Origin of the sequence: Paraburkholderia lebeckiae, from assembly GCF_050436225.1 — a bacterium.
Taxonomy (GTDB): Bacteria; Pseudomonadota; Gammaproteobacteria; order Burkholderiales; family Burkholderiaceae; genus Paraburkholderia; species Paraburkholderia tuberum.
The window spans coordinates 736,897-758,624 of the sequence record NZ_JBNDLU010000003.1; the positions used below are offsets into that span (position 1 = coordinate 736,897).

Here is a 21,728-nt window from a genome sequence, read left to right on the forward strand (position 1 = left end):
CTGCATCCCCATCTGACGCGTGTGCCAGTCCGCGACCGGCACACGGCGGACCTGCGTGTCCGCCGTCTTCCTTCTGACCTCGGTCATCGCAGCTCCCCTCGAATGTCCAGAGATGCCAGGATTGGCCACCCGGTCGAGCATCGGCCGTTGCTTTGCAGCTGTCGTCGTTGGAACGGTGCTTGCTGTGCTGCACGCGAACCACTGGCTTACCTGCCTTCAACGTCGCGCAATGATCGATCTCGCTGGACCAATCGGACCTACGGCTTCTCATCGCATTGCGCTCCTCGCGCGGCGCGGCGTGCGGATACTGCTCCCCTGCGTGGCACGCGGCGCCTGCGCACAGCAACCGCCGCAGGATGCGCTGCATCCGGCCGGCGTGCAGGCCGCGCACATTCTGCGGCTGTGGCACCTGTCGTTGATCGTGTGCGGCGCGGTGTTCGCGGCAGTGCTGTTCGCGACACTGATTGCGCTGGTTCGCCGCACCGATAGGAGCGGCAATACTGGCGACAATGCGCAAGGTGTCGAGCACGCGTCACTCGCGCAGCCGCGCGAACGCGGCACGCAGCGCGCGGTCGCCGTCGTCAGCGTCGCGTCGGTGGCGCTGCTGTTGGGGCTGATCGTCGCCGACGTATTGACGGATCGCGCGCTGTCACGCTTGCCGGTCGACGACGCGTTGCATCTCGAAGTCACCGGCGAGCAGTGGTGGTGGAAAGTCGACTATCCTGGCGATGCGCAACAGCCGGGCTTCTCGACCGCGAATGAATTTCACGTGCCCGCGGGGCGGCCAGTCGTCATCGCGCTGAAGACGAGCGATGTGATCCACAGCTTCTGGATGCCCAATCTGCACGGCAAGAAGGACATGCTGCCGGGCATCGATTCGACGATCGAATTCCGCGTCGACCAACCCGGCGTCTATCGCGGCCAGTGCGCCGAATATTGCGGTGCCGAGCACGCATGGATGGCGATGTTCGTGACCGCCGACACGCCCGAACATTATGCGCACTGGCGCACGCAGCAGGCCACGCCCGCCGTGACGGCGGCGCTCAGTCCGACCGACGCGGTCGCTCGACGCGGCCTGCAGATCTTCGAGCAGTCGAGCTGCGCAAACTGCCACACCGTGCGCGGCACGTCGGCGCAGGGCACGCTCGGCCCAGACCTCACGCACCTGATGAGCCGGCAGACGATCGCCGCGGGCGTGCTGCCGAACACGCAGCAGAACCTCGCGGCGTGGATCCGCGATCCGAACGCGCTGAAGCCGGGCACGACGATGCCGGCCGTGCCGCTCCCCGCATCCGACCGGCAAGCGCTGGTCGCCTGGCTCGGATCCCTACGATGAGCACGCTCGAACGCCCGTCCGCCTTGCACGTCGACCTCGCGATCAAGGACGGCCCCCACGCGCCCGCCGATACGCGCGCGCTGCTCGCCGACACGTGGCGCGATCCGCCGGGCGTGATTGGCTGGTTGTCCGCAATCAACCACAAGACGATCGCGCGGCGCTTCATCGTCACGACGTTCGTGTTCTTCCTGCTCGCGGGGTTGCTCGCGCTCGCGATGCGCACGCAGCTCGCGCGGCCGAACAACCACGTGGTCGGTCCCGACTTCTACGACCAGCTGTTCACGATGCACGGCACGACGATGATGTTCCTGTTCGCCGTGCCGGTGATGCAGGCGGTCGCCGGATACTTGATTCCGTTGATGATCGGCGCGCGCAGCGTCGCATTTCCGCGCATGAATGCGTACGCGTACTGGGTGTTCCTGTTCGGCGGACTGACGCTCTACATTGCGTTCGCGATGGGCGCGGGGCCGCGCTCGGGCTGGTTCAGCTACGTGCCGCTGGCCGGCCCGGACTATGCGACGGGCAAAGGCTCCGATATCTGGGCGCAGATGATCACGTTCACCGAGCTGTCCGCGCTGCTCGAAGCGATCGTGCTGATCACGACCATTCTGAAAATGCGCGCGCCCGGCATGTCGCTGAACCGGCTGCCGCTGTTCGCATGGGCGACGCTCGTCACGCAGTTCATGGTGCTGTTCGCGATGCCCGCGGTCATGCTCGCGAGTACCGCGCTGATTCTGGACCGGTTGGTCAGCACGCAGTTTTACAACCCGTCGCTCGGCGGCGACGTGCTGCTGTGGCAGCACCTGTTCTGGTTCTTCGGACACCCGGAGGTGTATTTGATCTTCATCCCGGCACTCGGCTTCATGTCGTCGATCATCGAGACCTTTTCGCGCCGGCCGGTGGTCGGCTATCCGGCGATGGTGCTCGCGCTGATCGCGACCGCGTTCCTTGCGTTCGGACTCTGGGTGCATCACATGTTCGCGACCACGGTGCCCGAACTGGGCAAGAGCTTCTTCACGGCGGCAAGCGTGCTGATCGCGGTACCGTCGGGCATTCAGATCTATTGCTGGCTCGCGACACTGCTGACCGGCAAGCTCAGGCTCCGCACGCCGCTGCTGTTCGTGCTCGCGTTCTTCTTCATCCTGGTGCTGGGCGGCATGACCGGCATCATGCTCGGCTCGGTCGCGCTGGATCTGCAGGTGCATGACACCTACTTCGTGGTCGCGCATCTGCACTACGTGCTGATAGGCGGCGCGGTGTTTCCGCTGTTCGGCGCGTTCTACTACTGGTTTCCGAAGATCACCGGACGCATGCTCGGCGAGCGCCTCGGGCGCTGGCATTTCTGGCTGTTCTTCATCGGCTTCAACGTGACGTTCTTCCCGATGCACTGGCTCGGCCTGCATGGCATGACGCGGCGCATCTGGACTTATCCCGCCGGGCTCGGCTGGGGGCCGATGAATTTGAGTGCGACACTCGGCGCGTATCTGATGGGCGTCGGCGTCTTGCTGTTCCTTGTCAATGTGGCGCGCAGCCGCCGGCGGGGCGCTGCTGCGTCGGCCGATCCGTGGGGCGGCGGCACGCTCGAATGGAGCACGCCGAGCCCGCCGCCGCCACACAATTTCGACGTGCTGCCGATCGTGCATGGCCGCCATCCGCTGTGGGAGCCGTCGCGGCAGCCGGCGTCGGTGTCGGGTCTCACGGCCGGCGCGCGCGAGGTGCTGACGACGAGCGCGCTCGATGCGATCGCCGAAACCCGCCCGCTGTTTCCGACGCCGTCGATCTGGCCGTTTGTGAGCGCTGTCGCGACGACGATCTTCTTTATCGGTTCGATCTTCACGCCGACGGCCGTATGGTGGGGCACCGTGCCGGTCGCCGCGGCGATGATCGCGTGGTTCTGGCCAACGCGCGCGAGCAATGCGCTGGCGCGCGCGCTCGAACGCTGGCCGTCGCCACGCGGCGGTACGGCGCAGCACGAAACGCCGCAAATCCGCACGCTTGCCGAGTCCGACGACGCGCCGGCGGGCACCGTCTCGACCCTCGACGTGCGCGCGTTGCCGAGCTTCGACTTCAGCCATCGCAGCCCGATGTGGTGGGCGACCGCCGGTCTGATGGCGATCGAAGGCACTGTGTTCGCGATCGCGGTCGCGATGTACTTTTATCTGCGCGGCGTGAACGCGGCGTGGCCGCTGCACGCGCCGCCGCCCGCTCTGCTGTGGGGCACGCTGAACACGGCCATCCTGCTGCTGAGCCTCGCGCCGAACCAGCTCGCGAAGCGCGCGGCGGAGCGTGGCGAACGCGCTGGCGCGTGCTTGTGGCTCAGCGTGTGTCTCGCGTTCGCGCTGGCATTCCTCGTGCTGCGCGGCTTCGAGTTCACGGCGCTGAATGTGATGTGGTACGCGAATGCATATGGCTCGATCGTGTGGCTGCTGCTCGGGCTGCATACCACGCACCTCGTGACCGATACCGTCGATTCAGCCGTGCTCGCGCTACTGCTGAAGACCGGTCCGTTCGAGGGCAAACGGCTGCTCGACACCAGCGAAAACGCGATCTACTGGTACTTCGTCGTGTTGAGCTGGCTGCCGATCTATGCGGTGCTGTACGTTGCGCCGCGCATGCATGGGTGATTCGTGAGGTGCCGATGGATATCTGGCTAGGATTGCTCGCGGCACCAACGGCGGTGCTCGCCACCCAGAGCATCGACTATGCGCTGATCCGGCTCGCCTGCGCGAGCGGCGCCGCATGGCCGATGCACGCGGTCAGCGCGGCGGCGTTCGCGTTCTGCGCGTTTGCCGCGTGGCTCGCATACGGACGCTGGCGTGCCGAACGCTCGCTCGGCGAGCCCGCCTATGCGCGACGCGACGCGCGCGCCGGCTTTTTCGCGCTGATGGCGATGATCGTCGGCGCGCTGTCCGCGCTCGTGCAACTCGCGATGTGGATCCCGCAATGGCTGCTGCCCGCTTGCCGATGACCCGGCACATCCATTGGGCCGCATGCCTGGCCTGGCTGCCCAGCACGACGGCCGCCGCGCATGTGCTGTCCGACGCCGATCGCGCGACCTTGTCGTTCGGCTGGAGCTTCGAACCGTGGGTCGTCGCGTTGCTGGCGCTCAGCATCGGCGCGTATCTGATCGGCTATGCGCGGCTGCGGCGCCGCTCGCGCGCGCGGCGGCGCTGGGTCGGCGCGCGCACGCTGCATCTGCTGGCCTTCGCCGGCGGTTGGAGCGCGCTGGTGCTCGCGTTGATGTCGCCGCTCGATACGTTGTCCGGGGCGCTGTTTTCCGCGCACATGGTGCAGCACGAATCGATGATGCTGATCGCGGCGCCGCTGTGCGTGGCGGGGCGTCCGCTTGCCGTATGGATGTGGGCGCTGCCGCGGCGCGCGCGTCTGGCGGTCGGGCGGGCGGTGCGCGCTCGCCCGTTCGCGCGCGCGTGGCGCTGGCTGACCGCGCCGCTGGTCGCGTGGGTGCTGCACGCCGCCGCTTTATGGGCGTGGCATGCGCCGACGTTGTTCGAGGCCGCGCTTGCGCATCCAACCGTGCATACATTGCAGCACGCCAGCTTTTTGCTGAGTGCGCTGATCTTCTGGTGGACCGTGACAGGCGACGGCGCCCGCCGCGGCAACGGCGGCCACGCGATGCTGTCGCTGTTCACGACGATGGTTCACACGAGTGCGCTCGGCGCGCTGATCACGCTTGCGCCGGGCCTCTGGTATCCGTCGTATATCGAGCCGTGCGCGGCGTTGGGCATCGATCCCCTGCACGATCAGCAACTGGGCGGACTGATCATGTGGGTGCCGGGCGCGATGGCCTATCTGGCTGGGGGGCTGCTCGTCGCGGCGCGCTGGCTGAGCCGCGCGGACCGGCAGCCGGCATTGACGTACGACGCGGCGCGGGCCCGCGGGGAGGGCGCGCGATGATGCGAAGGCACGCCGCGGCGCGAGCGGCGGCAGCGGGTGCGTTGCTCGCGGTGTGCGTCGGGTTGTCGGCGAGCGCATTCACCGGTGGATCGACCGCGGCGGATGCGTCGGCGGCGAGCACTGACGCGCAGGCTTCGGGCGACGCGGCGAGCATCGAGCCGTCCCAGCTCGCGCGTGGCGAGTACCTGGCGAAAGTCGCCGATTGCGCCGGCTGCCACACCGCGCCGCAGGGCGGCGCGCCGTTTGCGGGCGGCCTTGGCATGGGTTCGCCGTTCGGCACGATCGTGTCGAGCAATATCACGCCGGACCCGCAGTACGGCATCGGCCGCTACACGTACCAGGACTTCGAGCGCGCGCTGCGCGAAGGTGTCGCGCGCGGCGGCAAGCGGCTCTATCCGGCGATGCCATACGTGTCGTTCTCGAAGCTCAGCGACGAGGACGTGCACGCGCTTTACCTATACATGCTGCACGGCATCGCGCCGGTCGCGAAACCGACCCCGCGCTCGGACGTCGCGTTTCCGTTCAACCAGCGCTGGGCGCTGCGCTTCTGGCAGATGGTCTTCGTGCCGTCGCAGCCATACGTGCCGCGTCCGCAAAGCGACGCGATGTGGAATCGCGGCGCGTATCTGGTGCAAGGCCCGGGACATTGCGGCGCGTGCCATACGCCGCGCGGCAAGTTCTACCAGGAAAAAGGCCTCGACGAGTCGTCGAGCGACTATCTGGTGGGCGGCGTCAACGATCACTGGTTCGCGCCAAACCTGACCGGCGACATGGGCTCAGGACTCGGCCGGCTCACCGCCGCGGACATCGCCGCGTTCCTGAAGACCGGCCACGGCGCGGGCGTCATCGCGTACGGCAGCATGGTCGAACAGGTCGAGGACAGCACGCAGTATCTGACCGACGACGATCTGCATGCAATCGCGCATTACCTGAAGTCGCTGCCCGCGCAACAGCCGTCGGGCACCTATACGCACGGCGCCGATCCAGCGCGTACCAGCGTGAACGGCAGCCGCGTGCCCGACTCGCTGAGCGTCGGCTTCAACGTCTACCAGTCTTTTTGCGCAAGCTGCCATCACGCGGATGGGCGCGGCGTGCCGAACGTGTTCCCGGCGCTCGCGGGCAACCCTTCGGTGATCGCGGAAGACACCACGTCGCTGATCCGGCTGCTCATCGAAGGCGGCAACAGCCCGGCGACGCGAAGCGGTCCGTCACGTCAGTCGATGCCGCCGTTCGCGGCGACCCTCGCCGTCGTCGAGATCGCGCAGGTGTTGACGTATATCCGCAGCGCCTGGGGCAACAACGCGCAGTCCGTCACCGCCAACGACGTCGCGACGCTGCGAAACGAGCTGCACAAATAGCAGCACACGCCGCCGCGCGGAACAACGCTTGCTCGCCTGTCGCTCGCCGTCATTCGGGCACGGCGCGCGTGGCGCCGTATTGCATCGCTCACGCTCACGGAGAGACACATGGACAAGGAACTCGAAGCCCGCATCCGCACGCGGGCGTATCAAATCTGGGAAAACGATCCGTCGCCGGAAGGCAGGGCCGACGACCATTGGGAAGAAGCGCGCCGGCAGATCGAGGCGGAAGGCGAGGTCGATGAGGCTGCCGCGCCGCAGGAGCCGACCGATCAGTCCGCCGATCGCGACCGCGGCTCGCGCATCGCGCCCGAACAGCAACTGCAGGAAATGCCCGGCGAGGACATCGAACCGCCGAAGCGCGCCAAACGTCCGCGCGCCGGATGAGCGGGCGCCGCGCTTTCACACCGACGCCGACGATGGCGTCGGAGCCACCGGCAGCGCGCGCTTGTGGCGCGTCGCCATGTAAAAGCGGCGGATCGTGGTCAAGACTTCTTCACTGACGGGCTTGCCTTCGAGGAAGTCGTCGATGTCCTGGTAGCTGATGCCGTAGCTGTCCTCGTCCGGCTTCTGCGGCGTCAGCGATTCGAGGTCCGCGGTCGGCACCTTGTTGACGAGCCGCTCCGATGCGCCGAGCGCATGCGCGAGCGCGCGCACGCGGCGCTTCGTCAGGCCGGCGAGCGGCAGGATATCGGCGCCGCCGTCGCCGAACTTCGTGAAGAAGCCCATCAGCGATTCGGCCGCGTGGTCGGTGCCTATCACCACGCCGACCCGCGCGCCCGCAATCGCGTATTGCGCGATCATGCGTTGCCGCGCCTTGATGTTGCCGAGCACGAAGTCTTCCTGAAAGTCGTCGACGTACTGCACGTTGCCGCGTTTGAGCGAAGACAGCATCGCTTCGGCGGGCTCCTTGATATTGACCGTCAGCGTTTCGTCCGGACGGATGAACGCGAGTGCGGCCGCGGCGTCCTCTTCGTCGCGCTGGCTGCCGAACGGCAGACGCACCGCGACGAAACGGGCTTCATAGCCGCCGGCGCGCAGACGTTCGACGGCAAGCTGCGCGAGGCGCCCCGCAGTCGACGAATCGACGCCGCCGCTAATGCCCAGCACATAGGTACGCAGGCCTTGCGACGCCAGGTAGTCGCCGAGGAACGCGACACGCCGCTCGCGTTCGCGGGCCACGTCGAAGTCACGCTCGACGCCGAGTTCGTCAATCACTGCCTGTTGCCAGGCGTTGGCGTCGAAGGAAGATTGCAGATTCATCGTTCGGTCTCTCTTCAGTGGTCCCGCTGGATGCGCGGGAGTTGATCGAAGTAATGCTCGACGCGCGACAGCGCATACAGCGCGGCGGCCGAACGCACGTCGTTGCGGTCGCCCAAAAAGCGCCGCGTCTCGGCGAACGTGACGAACTGATCGCCCGGACGCCGGAACGCCCACGCGAAGCATTGCGTGCCCTGCGGCGGATCGTCATCCGAGCCGCCATGCGCGCCGCCATCGGCGAGCCCCGTGTTCGATACCGCGATGTCCGCGCAGCAGCCTTCCTGGCGCAACGCGCCCTCGGCCATTTCGCGCGCGACCGCTTCGCTGGTGAGTCCGTATTGCTTCATCGTGCTTTGCCGCACGCCGAGAAACCCTGCTTTGCCCGATGGCGAGTAGCTGACGAAGCCGACGTCGAGACATGCGCCGCTGCCTGGCACGCTCGCCAGATATGACGCGATCTGGCCGCCGGTGCAGGATTCGGCGGTCGCGAGCTTCAGACCTCGCGAGCTGAGGAAGGATACGACCTGCATGGGAATGTTCATGATTTTCGCCCTTGTCGTGCGATGGAATCGGACCGGCGTTTTGTTCGCTCAAGCGCTCGCGCCGGAACCGCAGCAAATATCGGTCCGCGCTCGCGGAGCGCGGGCGCGTGACGGCGGCACGTGCGTTGCTCGGGCGATGACGGGCGCGAGAAGGAGGATGGCTGCGTCAAGGTCGTGATGAAGCCGTAGCGCGCGCTTCACGTTTCGCGCATCGCCACCGGTCCCCGCTGGCGGTATGCTCGTTGCTGAAGCGTGGAAGAGCAGTGCACTCGCGCGCCGCCCCGTGGCAAGTGCGGAGCGCGCGGAGCGCCGCGCATTCGCGAGGAGGCGGCGATGAGCGATTTCGACGAAGCGCGCGCATGGATGGTCGAACGGCAGATCGTGCAACGCGGCGTGCGCGACGACTACGTGATCGAGGCGATGCGGCGCGTGCCGCGCGAGGCGTTCGTGCCCTCCGATCTGCACGAATTCGCGTATGACGATACGCCGCTGCCGATCGGCGGCGAGCAGTCGATCTCGCAGCCGTACATCGTCGCGAAGATGCTCGCGGCCGCCGAGTTGCAGCCCGGCGATCGCGTGCTCGACATTGGCACGGGCTCCGGCTATGCGGCCGCGATCGCCGCGGAGATCGCGGGCCGGGTGGATTCGATCGAACGAGACGCGAGCCTCGCCGAGGGCGCGCGCGAGCGCTTGCAGCGGCTCGGCTACGAGAACGTCGAAGTGCATGTCGGCGACGGCACGGCAGGTCTTGCCGAGCATGCGCCCTATAACGCGATCATTGCGGCGGCGGGCGGACCGCGTGTGCCGCGAGCGCTGCGCATGCAACTCGCCGTCGGCGGACGGCTCGTGATGCCGGTCGGCAGCAGTCCGAGCCGTCAGCGGCTCGTGAAGATCGTGCGGCTCGACGAACACGACTACGACGAACATGCGTTCGGTGAAGTGCGCTTCGTGCCGCTCGTCGGCGACGATGGCTGGCCGGAGCCGGGCAGCGCGCCGCGCGCGGATTTGCGGCCCACGCCCACGCCGACCCCGCTCGCGCCTACGCCGGCCCCGCCTATGCCGGCCGCGCCTATGCCGGCCGCGCTCGAAGTCGCGCTTCGCAACGCGGCCGAACCGTTGCCCGACATCGATTCAGCGGAATTCGCGGCGTATTTCGACCGCTTCGCCGGGCGGCGCGTCGTGCTGCTCGGCGAGGCCAGTCACGGCACCTCGGAGTTCTATCGCGCGCGCGCCGCAATCACGCGACGCCTCGTCGAGCAGCACGGCTTTTCGATGATCGCGGTCGAGGCCGACTGGCCCGACGCCGCGATCATCGACCGGCATGTGCGCGATCGGCCGATGCCCGGCGAGCGGTCCCGACCGTTTCGCCGCTTTCCGACCTGGATGTGGCGCAACACCGACTTCATGGGCTTCGTCGCGTGGCTGCGCTCGCACAACGCCGCGCACCGCGAGCGCGAAACGCGCTTTTACGGGCTCGATATCTACAGCCTGTCCGAATCGATCGACGCGGTATTGCGCTATCTCGACAGCGTCGACCCGGCCGCGGCGCGCATCGCTCGCGAGCGTTATGGGTGCCTCAGTCCGTGGCAGAAAGATCCGGCCGTGTACGGACGCGCCGCGTTGAGCGGCGGCTACGCGCAGTGCGAAGAGCACGTGGTCGCGCAGCTCGGCGATCTGCTGAAAAGTCGGCTCGACTATGCGCGCGAAGACGGTGAGCGCTTCCTCGACGCGGCGCAGAATGCGCGGCTCGTGGCGGTCGCCGAGCACTACTATCGCGCGATGTACTACGGCGGACCGCAAAGCTGGAATCTGCGCGACACGCATATGTTCGACACGCTGCGTCATACGCTCGACAGCCACGGGCCGCAGGCGCGTCTGGTCGTGTGGGCGCACAACTCGCATATCGGCGACGCGAGCGCCACGCAGATGGGCCGCGTGCAGGACGAGATCAATCTCGGCCAGCTGTGTCGCGCGCAGTTCGGCGACGCGGCGGCGCTGATCGGGTTTGGCACGCACAGCGGCACGGTCGCCGCGGCGAGCGACTGGGGCGGACCGATGGAGGTCAAAACCGTGCAGCCATCGCTCGATGGCAGCGTCGAATTCAGCATGCACGGCACGGGTCTCACGCGCTTCCTGCTCGACCTGCGGCCCGGCGTGCACGACGCGCTGCGCGATCGGCTGCGCGCGCCGCTGCTCGAGCGCTTCATCGGCGTCCTCTATCGGCCCGACACCGAGCGCTATAGCCACTACGCGGAGGCGTCGCTGGCCGAGCAGTTCGACGCGTTCGTGTGGTTCGATCGCACGAGCGCGGTGACCGCGCTGCCCGTTTCCGCCGACGAGAAAAACCACGCGGCGGAGACTTTTCCGTTCGGTGTATGAGGGCGCTCGGCACGCTCGCGCCTCAGGCGAGGAACGCGGCTTGCAACGGAACGGACAGTGCAAATCCAGCTTGTCCGAACCGAGGGGGTCGCTTATGAACAAGGTTGTACAGCGCTTTACCATCGCCGCGATGTTGGGTGTGGCCAGTGGCGTCGTCTGCGCGCAAGCCGGCGAGCGGGCCGCGACGCCGCCGGCTGGCGCTGCGCAACCCTTGCTATTCGCGCAGGCCGGCAAAGACGCGGGCACCGAAGGCGGCGCGGGCGCGGCGGGCCAGTCGGGTACGCCGCCCGCCGAGTTGAGCCGCGACCAGGCGAACCGTGAACAGGCGGGGCGCGCGAACCAGCCCGCGGCTCAGCACGGACAGCACCGCCGGCAAGGCGCGAGCGCGGCACACGGTGCGAGCAGCGCGCGCTAGCGGCGACGCGGCCCGGCTGCCGCCGTCGTCGCGCGTGCTCGCGATTCCGCCATGAAAAACGAACCGGTCTGGTTCCTGCTGATCGGCGCGCTGCTCACGTTCATGGCCGTCGCGCGCGGGCCGATCCGCCGCTTGCCGCTGACCGGCGCGATGATCTATCTGCTGGTCGGCGTGGCGATTGGGCCGGCCGTGTCCGGGCTCGTCGGTGTCGATCTGCTCGGCAATACCGCGTTGCTCGCGACACTCGCTGAAGTCGGGCTCGTCGTGTCGTTGTTTTCGATCGGCATGCATCTGCGCGTGCGGCTGCGCAATCCGTTGTGGTTGTTGCCGCTGCGGCTCGGCGGCCCGGCGATGCTCGTCACCGTTGCCTTGATGTTCGGCTTCTCCGCCTGGGTGACCGGACGCGCGGACGGCGCGGCGTTGTTCCTCGCGGCCGCGCTCGCGCCGACCGACCCGGTGCTCGCCAACGAGCTGCGCGTGACGCAAGCCGGCGACGACGAGCCCGTACGGTTCGCGTTGTCGGGCGAAGGCGGCCTGAACGACGGTGCCGCCTATCCGTTTGCGGTGCTGGGTCTGACGCTTGCCGGCGCGCGGCTGTTCGGCTCCGGCAGCGGCGTACATTTCGTCGGCTCGGTGTTGTGGGGGCTCGTCAGTGCGCTCGTGATCGGTTGCGTGTTTGCGATCGTGTTCGCGCGCGCGATCTTCTTTCTGCGCACCCGCTACGGCGAAGCGATCGGTCTCGACGGGTTTCTCGCGCTAGGCCTGATGTCGACGTCGTACGGCGCGGCGCTGCTGCTGCACGCGTATGCGTTCGTCGCGGTGTTCGTGGCGGGCGTCGCCGTCCGTCACGAGGAGTTGCGCGCGACGGGCGACAAGAATCCGTCGGAAGTGCTCGACGAAGTGCAGCACGGCGAAAAGGCCGACGTCGCCAAAGACCCGGAAAAGGCCCATGCGATCCTCGCCGAATCGATGATGGGCTTCACGCGCGAAATGGAGCGGCTCGCGGAGTTGTCGCTGATGCTGATCATCGGCTGCGTCGTGTCCGCGCATTGGCGCGAGATGTTCGACCTGCGCGCCGTGTTGCCCGCGGTGTTTCTGTTTGTCGTCGCGCGGCCGCTGTCCGTCGTCGTCGCGATGATAGGTGCGCGCATCGACAACAGCCAGCGGCATCTGATGGCGTGGATGGGGATTCGCGGCGTCGGCGCGTTTTATTACCTGATGTTCGGCCTCGAATACGCGCGCGGTGCGATGACGCCGCTGCTGCCCGCCGTGCTCGATGCGATCGTGTTGTCGGTGCTGCTGCATGGCTCGACCGCGAACTATCTGTTGCGGCGGTATTTCGATCGGCGTCGCTGAATGGAGCGACGGTTTTGCCGCTGCTTGTATCGCAATGTACCTGCCCGTATTCGAAGGCGTTGCGCGGTAATGTGGATGTGCAGACTACGCTCGTTTGAGCGTCGCTGAGGGTGGTGGTGGGGCCGCGCCGAAGCATCGCGCGGCCCCGCGTATCTGCTATGCCAGCAGCTTCGAAAGCTACGCGGTGTCGGGTTCGAGCGGCCCGCTACGCCGCCGCAGGCGCAACCGACGCTCCGGCGATCTTGTGCCGCGCGAGCGATTGCGCCACAAAACCCGAGGCCTTCATCTCTTCGACAAACGAACACAGCGCGTGAGCCGCCGCTTCGCCGCGGCTCTTCGGCAGACCCATCGCCTGCCGGATCACCATGAAGCGTTCGTCGAGCAGCCGCAGGCCGGCGGTTTGCTTCGCATCGGCTTCGAGTTGCTGCTTCACGCCTGCCGCCACGTCCAGATGCTGCTCGATAAACGTCGGCACGACGCTCGGCGAGCTCGGCGCGCGCACGATTTGCGCGGATTTCAGCTCGCGCGTCAGAAACAGATCGTACGCACTGCCTTTGCCGACGACGACTCGGTTGTGCGCCTGATCCACATCCTGATTCGAGCGCACCGGCGAGTCGTCGCGCACCAGGTAGAAGCCTTCGATCAATACATACGGCGACGTGAAGGCAATCGTCTCGCCGCGCAACGGATCGATCGCAAAGAAGCCGAAATCCGCGCGCTCGTCGCCGACGGCCTGCACCGATTTGCCCGCCGTATCGAAGATTACCAACTCCAGTTCGATGCCGAGTTTCGCGGCGAACGCGCGCGCGAGATCGACCGATACGCCGAACGGCTCGCCTGAGTCGGCGTGACGATTGGCCAGGATTGGATTGCCGAGATTGATCGACGCGCGCAGCTTGCCCGTGGGCGTGAATGCGGCGACGACGGAGGGATCGATGGTCATAAGGCCTCTCGTGGCGACCGCGTCCGGCGCGAAGCGCAGTCTTAGGGTTCGGGGATTTCGCCGATGCGGGATAGCGCGTCAAGAGTATGCAGCAGATGCTCGCGCGTTGCTTCTGACACTTCTTCGTTGCGCTCGCGCTCCAAGAGTTCGGCAGATGGTCGGGGACGCCAGTTATCCGTGCCACGTCCCCTCGCCGTTTCACCCGCCAGCGGCACTTCAATCGCGCAACTTGACCGCCGTCATCCGCGGCATCAACAGATGAATGATGCCCAGCGCAACCAGATACGCCGACGCGCCGACCGTAAAGAGCGCCCAATACTGCCCGGTGCGCTGCAAGGTCTCGCCGATCACGCCGGAAAAGAAGAACGAACCGACCATCCCCGCCACGCCGCCGATACCGACCACGGTGCCGACCAGCCGCTTCGGAAACACGTCGCCGACGGTGGTGACGAGGTTCGCCGACCAGCCCTGGTGCGCCGCTGCCGCCAGACCAACGGCGAAGACCGCCCACCACAGGCTCTGGAAATACGACAACGTTGCGATCGGCACCACGCACAATGCACAAATGAGCATCGTGAGCTTGCGTGCGAAATTCGGCCTGTTGGTGCGCGCCATCAAACGCGACGACAGCCAGCCACCCGCCACGCTGCCGACCGATGACATCGTATAGATAGCGATCAGCGGCAGGCCCATGTTGCCGATGTCGATATGGCGCGACTCATTGAGCCACTTGGGCAGCCAGAACAGATAGAACCACCACACCGGATCGGTCAGCAGCTTGCCGAAGACAAACGCCCACGTTTCGCGGTACTTGAGCACCGACAACCAGCCGACCTTCTGCTCGACGACTTCCTCGCGATCCGCATTGATGTAGTCGAGTTCTTCCTTCGACACCGACGGATGCTCCGAAGGCTGCCGATAAACGAGCATCCACACCATCAGCCAGATGAAACCGGTCGCGCCGCCCGCGATGAACGTTGCGCGCCAGCCCCACGTCACGGCAGCGATCGGCACGAAGGCCGGCGCCACGATGCCGCCGATCGTCGCGCCCATGTTCCAGAAGCCCGTCGCTAGCGCGCGTTCCTTCTTCGGAAACCACGTGGCGGTAGTGCGGATCGCAACCGGAAAATTGGCCGCCTCGCTGAAGCCGAGCAGACCGCGCACGGCCGCGAAGCCCGGCACGGTCGATGCCACCGCGTGGAGCATCGCCGCGAGACTCCACAGCGCCATCGCGCTGCCGTAGACCTTCTTCGTGCTGACGCGATCCGCGATGCGGCCGAAGATCGCGAGACCCACCGCATAGGCGACCGTAAACACCATCACGGTCTGCGCGTACTGCACCTGGTTCCAGCCGATATCCTTTTGCAGCAGCGGCGCGAGCAGCCCGAGCATCTGACGATCCATGTAGTTGATCGTCGTCGCCGCGAAGATCATCGCGCAGATGGTCCATCGGTATCGTCCGACGGCCGTGCGTGCGGCGGCCGTCGTCGCTTCTATCGTTTTCATCGTGTCTCCTTGAGGTTTCTGGAAATGGTGTCTATACGGTTGTTCGATGCAGTCAATGCGCGGAGGCGGGCATTCCTTCGCGCGGGCTCATGCGGGAGAAGAACACGACCCCGGCGGCCACCACCGACATCACCGCGAGTCCAGTGAGGCCGCCCTCGATCGAGCCGGTCTTCTGTTCGAGGAAGCCGAAGGCCGCTGGCGCGACGAAGCCGCCGAGGTTGCCGATCGAGTTGATCAGCGCCAGCACCGCGGCGGAAATCCGCGCGTCGAGATAGCCCTGCGGGATCACCCAGAACAGTGACGAGGCGGCCTTGAAGCCGATCGCCGCAAAGCAGATCGCGACGAACGAAAACGCCGGGCCGCCCTGGCCGGCCGCATACATGCCGAGCGCGGCGATCAGCAGCACGCACGCGACCCACGCCTGCTGGAACTTGAAGCGCGCCGCGAGCATCGCGAACAGATACATCGCCGCGATCGAGATCAGCCACGGAATCGAGTTGTACAGGCCGACCTGGAAATCGTTGAAATGGCCCATCTTGCGGATGATGCTGGGCAGCCAGAAGGTCGCGCCGTAGATGGTCAGCGATACCGCGAAGTAGATCAGGCAAAAGATCAGGATTTGCGGATCGCGCAGTAGCGCGCCTATCGATGGCTTGACCGGGTGCGCGGCGGCGCGCTGGCGTTGCTCTTCGTCGACCGCATCGAGCAAGGCGTCCTGCTCGGCGCGGGTGAGCCAGGCTGCGTCGCGCGGCTTCGAGTCGAGCCACAGCAGGATGAAGCCCGCGAGCACGACCGAGAACATGCCTTCGATGATGAACATCCACTGCCAGCCGCGCAGCCCCGCGCCTTCGATCAGCATCAGTCCGCCGGAGATCGGCCCGGACAGCACCGACGCGAGCGCCGAGCCGCTCAGGAAGATCGCCATCGCCTTGCCGCGCTCGTTGCCCGGCAGCCATTGCGTGAAGTAGTAGATGACGCCGGGAAAGAAGCCCGCTTCGGCCGCGCCGAGCAGGAGCCGCATCACATAGAACGACGTCTCGCCGCGCACGAACGCCATGCCGGCCGCGGCCAGCCCCCACGTGAGCATGATGCGCGCGAGCCACAGCTTCGCGCCGTAGCGCTGCAGCAGGATGTTCGACGGCACTTCGAAGATCGCGTAGCTGATGAAGAAGAGCCCCGCGCCGAGCCCATAGGCCGCCGCCCCGATGCCCAGATCGGCGCTCAGATGCTGGCGCACGAAGCCGATGTTCACGCGGTCGATGTAGTTGACGATGAACATCACGACGAACAGCGGCAGCACGCGCCATTTGATCTTGTGCACCGCGCTCGCCAGCGCGCTGGCGCGCTCGGGCCGCGCCGTGTCGGCAATCGGGCTACTCATGGGGTTGTCTCCTTCGATGGCGACGCGCGTTGCGCGTCGCAGGGCTCGTAGGCGCGGATTGGAAGCGGGAGTTAAAAGCGCGGATTCTTGCCGGTGAAGCCCGGCTCGTACTTGCGCATCTGCGAGAGGTCATCGCGATTGCGCACGCCGCACGACAGATACTGCGCATGCAGTTCGGCGAGCCGCTCGCGGTCGAGCTCGACGCCGAGGCCCGGCGTGGTGGGCACGCGCACCGAACCGTTGTCGAACTTCACGCGGCCGCCCTTGATAACTTCTTCCTCTTGCCACGGGTAATGCGTATCGCACGCATAGGTCAGGTTGGGGATGCTTGCCGCGACGTGCGTCATCGCCATCAGGCTGATGCCGAGGTGCGAGTTCGAATGCATCGACATGCCCAGATCCCACAGCTTGCACATGCGCGCGAGTGTTTGCGTCGCGCGCAGGCCGCCCCAGTAGTGGTGATCCGACAGCAGGACCTTGACCGAACCCATCTCGGCGCCGCGCCGGAAATCTTCCATCGTCGTGATGACCATGTTGGTCGCGAGCGGCAGGCGCGTGTGCTTCGCCAGTTCGGCCATTCCTTCGAGACCCGGGCACGGGTCTTCGTAGTACTCGAGCAGCTCGTCGAGTTCAGGGGCGGCGGCGATGCTCGTTTCGAGCGTCCAGTTGGCGTTCGGGTCGAGACGCAGCGGCACGCCGGGGAACGCCTGATGCAGCGCGCGCATGCACGCGATTTCGTGTGCCGGCTCGAACACGCCGCCCTTCAGCTTGATGCTCTGGAAGCCATACAGCTCGATCATTCGCCGTGCCTGCGCGACGATCTGCCCGGGGCTCAGGCCTTCGCCCCAGGCATCGGGCGCATAGGGCTTGTCGACGTGCTCGGCGTACTTGAAGAACAGATAGGCGCTGTAGGGCACGGCGTCGCGCACCTTGCCGCCGAGCAGGTCGACGACCGGCGCGCCGACGATTTGCCCTTGCAAGTCGAGCATTGCGACTTCGAGCGTGCTGATGACTTTCGGCGCGTTCTTCGCCGAGTGCGAGCCGGGCGCGAGTTCGAATTCGACCGCGCCCGGGCTCGCCTTGATCGACGCTCGCACGCGCTCTTCCATGCGATTGAGGTCGAACGGCGACAGGCCGGTCACCAGCGACTTCGCCTGGTCGAGCACGCGCAGCATCGGTTCGTCGCCATAGGTCTCGGAGATGCCGACGCGGCCGTCGCTCGTCTCCAGCTCGACGATGGCGCGCAGCGCCCAAGGTTCGTGGATTCCGGCGGCGTTGAGCAGCGGGCCGTCGCGGAAGGCGATCGGGGTGATGCGCACCTGCGTGATGGTGATGTCGCGAGTCATGATGGCAATCGGCATAAGAGGACTTTGATGGGACGGATGGTAAAGCACTAATGTATTAGTGCGTTACTGGGGTAAATACCATGTGCATTTTTCGCGGAGTTCCGCTCGCAAGCCCGCTGCAAGGGGCGCCCGTCGGCTATAGTACTAGTGCCTCAGCGACCGTCATGCTAGGGTCACGCCTGCTTCCATGCTCAGTTTCTGCCATGAAAAACCACGCTCATTCGTCGACGGTAACCCGCCTCGACCGCTCCCGCCACGCCGCGCCGCAAGTCTTCGAACGACTGCGCGAAATGATCCTTTCCCTCGAACTCACGCCGGGTACGGTGCTGTCGCGCACCGAGCTGGCAAACCGCTACGGGCTCAGCCAGACGCCCGTGCGCGACGCGCTGATGAAGCTCGGCGAGGAAGGTCTCGTCGATATCTATCCGCAGCACGCGACGGTCGTCAGTCAGATCAACGTGACGTCCGCGCTGCAGGCGCATTTCCTGCGCCGCTCGATTGAACTCGAAGTGGTGCGCACGCTCGCGGAGCAGCGCGACGCCGTGCTGATCGCTGAACTGCGCGTGACGATCGCGCGGCAAACCGAATGGCTCGACCTGAAGAACTACGAGCAGTTCTCGCTGCTCGATCAGGCGTTTCATCGGCAGATGTACGAGGCGGCCGGCGTGCCGCAGCTATGGGATCTGGTGCGTAGGTTGAGCGGCCATATCGACCGGCTGCGGCGCCTGAATCTGCCGGTGGAGGGCAAGACGATAGCGGTCGTGCGCGATCACACCGAGATCGTCGATGCGATCGACAAAGGCGATGTCGAGGCGGCGCAGGCAGCGCTACGCAAGCATCTCTCTGGAACCCTGAGTCAGATCGATCAGATCCGCACAAGTCATCCGAATTTTTTGGCGGATGAGTGAGCGTTCGCTGAATCGCTGGCTACGGCGGGTTCACGGTCATTCTGAATGGACCGCCGTTCCCGGCCGCGTGGGATACCGCTTCGTTGAGACCACTTTCGCTCGCCATAGTCTATGGCTTTGCGAAAGGGGCCTTTGCGACTGGAGGCATCGCGAATCAGACAACTGGGCACTTGCCGCGCGTTGAACAGCGCGGGTCGCGCCAGCGTTGGACTTCAACCTTGGGCGATGCTCTCCCACGCGCCCGATTGAGCCGAGCGGAACACGGCATCGATCACCCGCATATTCGCGCGCGCATCTTCTAGCGGAATAGCCTGCGGGCCCCCACTCAGGATCGCCTCCGCGAACGTGGCGGCGGCTACGCCATATTGATCGCACACCGCAAGCTCCAGCCAGCGATCAGTCGCGACGCCGTCGCTATTGTGCTCACTGATTAGCAGGCGCGTCGGTCGATCGTTTGGTGCATTGAATGGAATTTCGACTTCGATTCGCCCCTTGGTACCGTGAAATTGCATCCGTTGGTACGGGTAGGTCTGAGTCGAGTAAAAGAAACTCGCCTGCACGCCATCGAAGTCCATCAGCACGGAGCCGAGCCGGTCCACTTTAAAGGTGGGATCCCGCTCCATCAGCGCAACTACGCGTCGTGGCTCACGCCCGATAGTGAAGCGCGACGTCGTGATCGGATAACAACCAATATCGAGCAGTCCGCCGCCACCTAGCTCGCTCTTGTTGCGGATATTGTGTTCGTTCGTGTTGTGATAGGTGAAACCGCCGGTCACTGCCCGCAATTCGCCGATCGCGCCTTCGTCGATCAAGGTCCGCACCTTCAACCATTGCGGATGCGTGCGAACCATGAACGCTTCCTGGATGTATCGGCCGTTCTTGTCGCGCGCGGCGATCAGCCTTTCAACCTGTTGAGCGTCCAGGCTGATCGGCTTCTCACACAGGACGTGCTTGCCCGCCTCGACCGATTTGATCGTCCATTCCACGTGGAGATGATTGGGTAATGGAATATAGACCGCGTCGATTTCCGGGTCCGCGAGGAGCGCCTCGTAACTATCGTATGCGACAGCCAGACCATACTTGGCCGCGGCTTCCCGCGCCTTCTCCGGAGCGCGTGACGCGATGCCTTTTACCCGACACTTCGGCGCGTTGTGCATGGGCACGACCACCTTGTCGTTGATCTTTGCGGTGCCCAAAATTCCCCAGACTATTTCATCCTTTGCCATGACATCCCTTTGTTCGATTGCGTATCCGATGAGTCGAGCAGGCTGAACATTCGCGTGAGTCGGCAAGTCGCGTGAGTCCGCGAACGACCTGAACCACGCGATCGTATCAGTTTAACCGTGCCGACCGGCGATACCCGATACCCGGTCCGACCGAAGGCACGACCGCGACCCGTCAGCTAGACTTCGGTCCGCCTGAGCAGATAGCCGAGGCCGCCCACCCGATACCATCGGTATCCGAACGGCTCGAGCACCACCGCGTGGCGGCCGCCATCGTCGGACTCGCTGTGGTCGTCGGACAGAAGGTTGATCAACGACTGTCTACCCGGTTCGCCGGAGCTTAGGCGGAATTCGACGGTGCACGCTTCGGCGCGGAAATTGTGCAGAAACAGTACGGAGTTGTTACGCCACTGATAACTGAGCGCGAGCACATTGTTTCGCGAGGTAGGCAGCACTTCGAAGTCCCCCCAGCTGATTTCCGGCACTTCCTTGCGCATGCGAATCATCCGCTCCGTCCAGTTGAGAAACGAATCGGGATCGCGTCGCTGCTTCGCAACGTTGACCCGCTCGAAACCATAAGCCCCGCCGGAGATCGCGGGAACGGGCGGTTTCGAATGGCGGGTGAAGCCGCCTTGCGGCTCGCCCGACCATTGCATCGGCGTGCGCGCACACTCGCGCTCGGGCCGGCGCAGATCGTCGCCCATACCGATTTCATCGCCGTAGCGGAACACGGGCGTGCCGGGCAAACTCAACATCAGGCTGTAGGCAAGTTCAAGGCGGCGTCTGTCGTCCGACAGCATCGGCGCAAGTCTGCGCCGGATGCCGCGCCCATACAGCTGCATGTCCGGGTCCGGAGCGAACGCGGCGAACACTGCCGCGCGCTGAACGGGCGTCAGCCGGCCCAGATCGAGTTCGTCGTGATTGCGCAGAAACACCCCCCATTGCGCGCTCGGCGGCCGTGGCTTCGTCGCAAGGAGCGCGTCCTTCAACGGCTTCGTGTTGCCCGTCGCGAGCGTGTAGAACGTGTTTTGATTGACCCGGAAGTTGAACATCATCGGCAAGCGCTCGCCCTCGTCGCCGAAGTACTGGAGGTCCGTTTTGGGCTGCACGTTGGCTTCGGCCAGAATGATCGCGTCGCCCTCGCGCCACTGCAGAAACTCGCGAAACGTTCGCAACATGTCATATTGCTCGACGGGGCGGCGCACCTTCGGGCCCTTCGTCGCGATGACGAAGGGCACGGCGTCCATGCGGAATCCGGAAACCCCCAGCTGGATCCAGAAGCCCATGATCTTCAGCAATTCCGCCTGCACATGCGGATTCGATGTATTCAGGTCCGGTTGAAAATCATAGAAACGATGGAAGTACCAGCGTCTCGCCCGCTTGTCGAAACTCCAGGTCGACTTCTGCACGCCCGGAAACGCGACGCCACGTTGCGCATCGGGCGGTTTGTCGTCCGACCAGACATACCAGTCGCGATACTTCGAAGCGGGATCGCTGCGTGCTTCCAGGAACCACGGATGCTGGTCGGACGTGTGATTGACCACCAGATCGATGATGACGCGCAAGCCCCGCTCGGCGCACGCATGCGTAAACTCGGCGAAATCGCCGAGCGTGCCGTACTTCGGGTCGACGTTGTAATAGTCGCAAACGTCGTAACCGTTATCGCGTCCGGGCGAGGGGTGGAAGGGCATCAGCCAGATCGTCGTCATGCCAAGCCCTTGCAGGTAATCGAGCCTGCGCATCAGGCCCTGGAAGTCGCCGACGCCGTCGCCATTCGCATCCATGAAGGTGCCTACCGAGAGGCAATAAATGATCGCGTTCTTGTACCAGAGGTCATTGAGCATAGGTTCCGCGCGTAGC

General features: G+C 65.5%; 18 protein-coding genes. 10 read left to right on the plus strand and 8 right to left on the minus strand.

Going from position 1 to position 21,728, the window contains the following annotated elements; all coding sequences use genetic code 11:
* Positions 1–229: 229 nt before the first annotated feature.
* The 6 genes from coxB to OKW45_RS38155 all read left to right on the plus strand — a co-directional run bounded on the left by coxB (position 230) and on the right by OKW45_RS38155 (position 6,996).
* Positions 230–1,336, plus strand: a complete 1,107-nt coding sequence (coxB, locus tag OKW45_RS38130) for a cytochrome c oxidase subunit II (RefSeq protein WP_429473848.1) — start codon at positions 230–232, stop codon at positions 1,334–1,336.
* On the plus strand, positions 1,333–3,960 hold the full coding sequence (gene ctaD / locus OKW45_RS38135; protein ID WP_429473849.1) for a cytochrome c oxidase subunit I: 2,628 nt from the start codon (positions 1,333–1,335) through the stop codon (positions 3,958–3,960). Before coxB ends, ctaD begins: the two co-directional genes overlap by 4 nt.
* Positions 3,961–3,974: 14 nt before the next feature.
* A complete protein-coding gene (locus tag OKW45_RS38140) occupies positions 3,975–4,304 on the plus strand; it encodes a hypothetical protein (RefSeq protein ID WP_429473850.1) in 330 nt (109 codons plus the stop codon).
* The gene (locus OKW45_RS38145) at positions 4,301–5,251 is read left to right on the plus strand and encodes a cytochrome c oxidase assembly protein (protein ID WP_429474045.1); all 951 of its coding nucleotides are present in this window, start codon (positions 4,301–4,303) and stop codon (positions 5,249–5,251) included. The genes OKW45_RS38140 and OKW45_RS38145 overlap by 4 nt, the downstream gene beginning before the upstream one ends.
* Positions 5,248–6,609: a c-type cytochrome gene (locus tag OKW45_RS38150; RefSeq protein WP_429473851.1), complete on the plus strand. Its 1,362-nt coding sequence runs from the start codon at positions 5,248–5,250 to the stop codon at positions 6,607–6,609. Before OKW45_RS38145 ends, OKW45_RS38150 begins: the two co-directional genes overlap by 4 nt.
* A gap of 108 nt (positions 6,610–6,717) precedes the next feature.
* Complete coding sequence (locus OKW45_RS38155) at positions 6,718–6,996, plus strand: DUF2934 domain-containing protein (RefSeq protein WP_429473852.1); 279 nt, start codon at positions 6,718–6,720, stop codon at positions 6,994–6,996.
* A 15-nt stretch (positions 6,997–7,011) separates the two neighbouring features.
* On the opposite strand, the gene nadE is transcribed toward OKW45_RS38155, so the two are convergent.
* The gene (gene nadE / locus OKW45_RS38160; RefSeq protein ID WP_429473853.1) at positions 7,012–7,872 is read right to left on the minus strand and encodes an NAD(+) synthase; all 861 of its coding nucleotides are present in this window, start codon (positions 7,870–7,872) and stop codon (positions 7,012–7,014) included.
* A gap of 14 nt (positions 7,873–7,886) precedes the next feature.
* Positions 7,887–8,411, minus strand: a complete 525-nt coding sequence (locus OKW45_RS38165; RefSeq protein WP_429473854.1) for a CinA family protein — start codon at positions 8,409–8,411, stop codon at positions 7,887–7,889.
* Positions 8,412–8,744: 333 nt separating this feature from the next.
* Here OKW45_RS38165 and OKW45_RS38170 point away from each other — a divergent pair, with 333 nt between their 5' ends.
* The 3 genes from OKW45_RS38170 (at position 8,745) to OKW45_RS38180 (ending at position 12,561) form a co-directional block, all read left to right on the plus strand.
* Positions 8,745–10,790 (plus strand): protein-L-isoaspartate(D-aspartate) O-methyltransferase, encoded by a 2,046-nt coding sequence (locus OKW45_RS38170; RefSeq protein WP_429473855.1) that lies wholly within the window; start codon positions 8,745–8,747, stop codon positions 10,788–10,790.
* 94 nt (positions 10,791–10,884) lie between these two features.
* Entirely contained in the window at positions 10,885–11,205 is a 321-nt protein-coding gene (locus OKW45_RS38175) for a hypothetical protein (protein WP_429473856.1), read from the plus strand.
* A 51-nt stretch (positions 11,206–11,256) separates the two neighbouring features.
* Positions 11,257–12,561 carry a cation:proton antiporter domain-containing protein gene (locus tag OKW45_RS38180; protein WP_429473857.1) on the plus strand — a complete coding sequence of 435 codons (1,305 nt, stop codon included), beginning with the start codon at positions 11,257–11,259 and terminating at the stop codon, positions 12,559–12,561.
* Between the two features lie 205 nt (positions 12,562–12,766).
* Here the strand turns inward: OKW45_RS38180 and OKW45_RS38185 are convergent, their stop codons facing one another.
* From OKW45_RS38185 to OKW45_RS38200, 4 genes are all read right to left on the minus strand, one after another.
* Entirely contained in the window at positions 12,767–13,504 is a 738-nt protein-coding gene (locus OKW45_RS38185; protein ID WP_429473858.1) for an ABC transporter substrate-binding protein, read from the minus strand.
* 216 nt (positions 13,505–13,720) lie between these two features.
* Positions 13,721–15,010, minus strand: a complete 1,290-nt coding sequence (locus OKW45_RS38190; RefSeq protein ID WP_018422226.1) for an MFS transporter — start codon at positions 15,008–15,010, stop codon at positions 13,721–13,723.
* A 52-nt stretch (positions 15,011–15,062) separates the two neighbouring features.
* Positions 15,063–16,391, minus strand: coding sequence for an MFS transporter (locus OKW45_RS38195; protein ID WP_429473859.1), 1,329 nt, complete (start codon positions 16,389–16,391; stop codon positions 15,063–15,065).
* Between the two features lie 71 nt (positions 16,392–16,462).
* The gene (locus tag OKW45_RS38200) at positions 16,463–17,737 is read right to left on the minus strand and encodes a glucarate dehydratase family protein (RefSeq protein WP_429473860.1); all 1,275 of its coding nucleotides are present in this window, start codon (positions 17,735–17,737) and stop codon (positions 16,463–16,465) included.
* A 203-nt stretch (positions 17,738–17,940) separates the two neighbouring features.
* On the opposite strand from OKW45_RS38200, the gene OKW45_RS38205 reads away from it, so the two are divergent.
* The gene (locus tag OKW45_RS38205; RefSeq protein ID WP_026226114.1) at positions 17,941–18,645 is read left to right on the plus strand and encodes a GntR family transcriptional regulator; all 705 of its coding nucleotides are present in this window, start codon (positions 17,941–17,943) and stop codon (positions 18,643–18,645) included.
* Between the two features lie 212 nt (positions 18,646–18,857).
* Here the strand turns inward: OKW45_RS38205 and OKW45_RS38210 are convergent, their stop codons facing one another.
* Both OKW45_RS38210 and OKW45_RS38215 read right to left on the minus strand, forming a co-directional pair.
* The gene (locus tag OKW45_RS38210; protein WP_429473861.1) at positions 18,858–19,871 is read right to left on the minus strand and encodes a Gfo/Idh/MocA family protein; all 1,014 of its coding nucleotides are present in this window, start codon (positions 19,869–19,871) and stop codon (positions 18,858–18,860) included.
* Positions 19,872–20,047: 176 nt separating this feature from the next.
* Complete coding sequence (locus OKW45_RS38215; protein ID WP_429473862.1) at positions 20,048–21,712, minus strand: alpha-amylase family protein; 1,665 nt, start codon at positions 21,710–21,712, stop codon at positions 20,048–20,050.
* Positions 21,713–21,728: the final 16 nt, after the last annotated feature.

What these genes read in the sequence shown, in the direction of transcription:
- OKW45_RS38180 (WP_429473857.1), top strand. Translation starts at nt 11,257, where the DNA reads ATGAAAAACGAACCGGTCTGGTTCCTGCTGATCGGCGCGCTGCTCACG.
- ctaD (WP_429473849.1), top strand. Translation starts at nt 1,333, where the DNA reads ATGAGCACGCTCGAACGCCCGTCCGCCTTGCACGTCGACCTCGCGATC.
- OKW45_RS38185 (WP_429473858.1), bottom strand. Translation starts at nt 13,504, where the DNA reads ATGACCATCGATCCCTCCGTCGTCGCCGCATTCACGCCCACGGGCAAG.
- OKW45_RS38150 (WP_429473851.1), top strand. Translation starts at nt 5,248, where the DNA reads ATGATGCGAAGGCACGCCGCGGCGCGAGCGGCGGCAGCGGGTGCGTTG.
- OKW45_RS38175 (WP_429473856.1), top strand. Translation starts at nt 10,885, where the DNA reads ATGAACAAGGTTGTACAGCGCTTTACCATCGCCGCGATGTTGGGTGTG.
- coxB (WP_429473848.1), top strand. Translation starts at nt 230, where the DNA reads ATGATCGATCTCGCTGGACCAATCGGACCTACGGCTTCTCATCGCATT.
- OKW45_RS38210 (WP_429473861.1), bottom strand. Translation starts at nt 19,871, where the DNA reads ATGGCAAAGGATGAAATAGTCTGGGGAATTTTGGGCACCGCAAAGATC.
- OKW45_RS38145 (WP_429474045.1), top strand. Translation starts at nt 4,301, where the DNA reads ATGACCCGGCACATCCATTGGGCCGCATGCCTGGCCTGGCTGCCCAGC.
- OKW45_RS38170 (WP_429473855.1), top strand. Translation starts at nt 8,745, where the DNA reads ATGAGCGATTTCGACGAAGCGCGCGCATGGATGGTCGAACGGCAGATC.
- OKW45_RS38215 (WP_429473862.1), bottom strand. Translation starts at nt 21,712, where the DNA reads ATGCTCAATGACCTCTGGTACAAGAACGCGATCATTTATTGCCTCTCG.
- OKW45_RS38205 (WP_026226114.1), top strand. Translation starts at nt 17,941, where the DNA reads ATGAAAAACCACGCTCATTCGTCGACGGTAACCCGCCTCGACCGCTCC.
- OKW45_RS38165 (WP_429473854.1), bottom strand. Translation starts at nt 8,411, where the DNA reads ATGAACATTCCCATGCAGGTCGTATCCTTCCTCAGCTCGCGAGGTCTG.
- OKW45_RS38140 (WP_429473850.1), top strand. Translation starts at nt 3,975, where the DNA reads ATGGATATCTGGCTAGGATTGCTCGCGGCACCAACGGCGGTGCTCGCC.
- OKW45_RS38190 (WP_018422226.1), bottom strand. Translation starts at nt 15,010, where the DNA reads ATGAAAACGATAGAAGCGACGACGGCCGCCGCACGCACGGCCGTCGGA.
- OKW45_RS38155 (WP_429473852.1), top strand. Translation starts at nt 6,718, where the DNA reads ATGGACAAGGAACTCGAAGCCCGCATCCGCACGCGGGCGTATCAAATC.
- OKW45_RS38195 (WP_429473859.1), bottom strand. Translation starts at nt 16,391, where the DNA reads ATGAGTAGCCCGATTGCCGACACGGCGCGGCCCGAGCGCGCCAGCGCG.
- nadE (WP_429473853.1), bottom strand. Translation starts at nt 7,872, where the DNA reads ATGAATCTGCAATCTTCCTTCGACGCCAACGCCTGGCAACAGGCAGTG.
- OKW45_RS38200 (WP_429473860.1), bottom strand. Translation starts at nt 17,737, where the DNA reads ATGACTCGCGACATCACCATCACGCAGGTGCGCATCACCCCGATCGCC.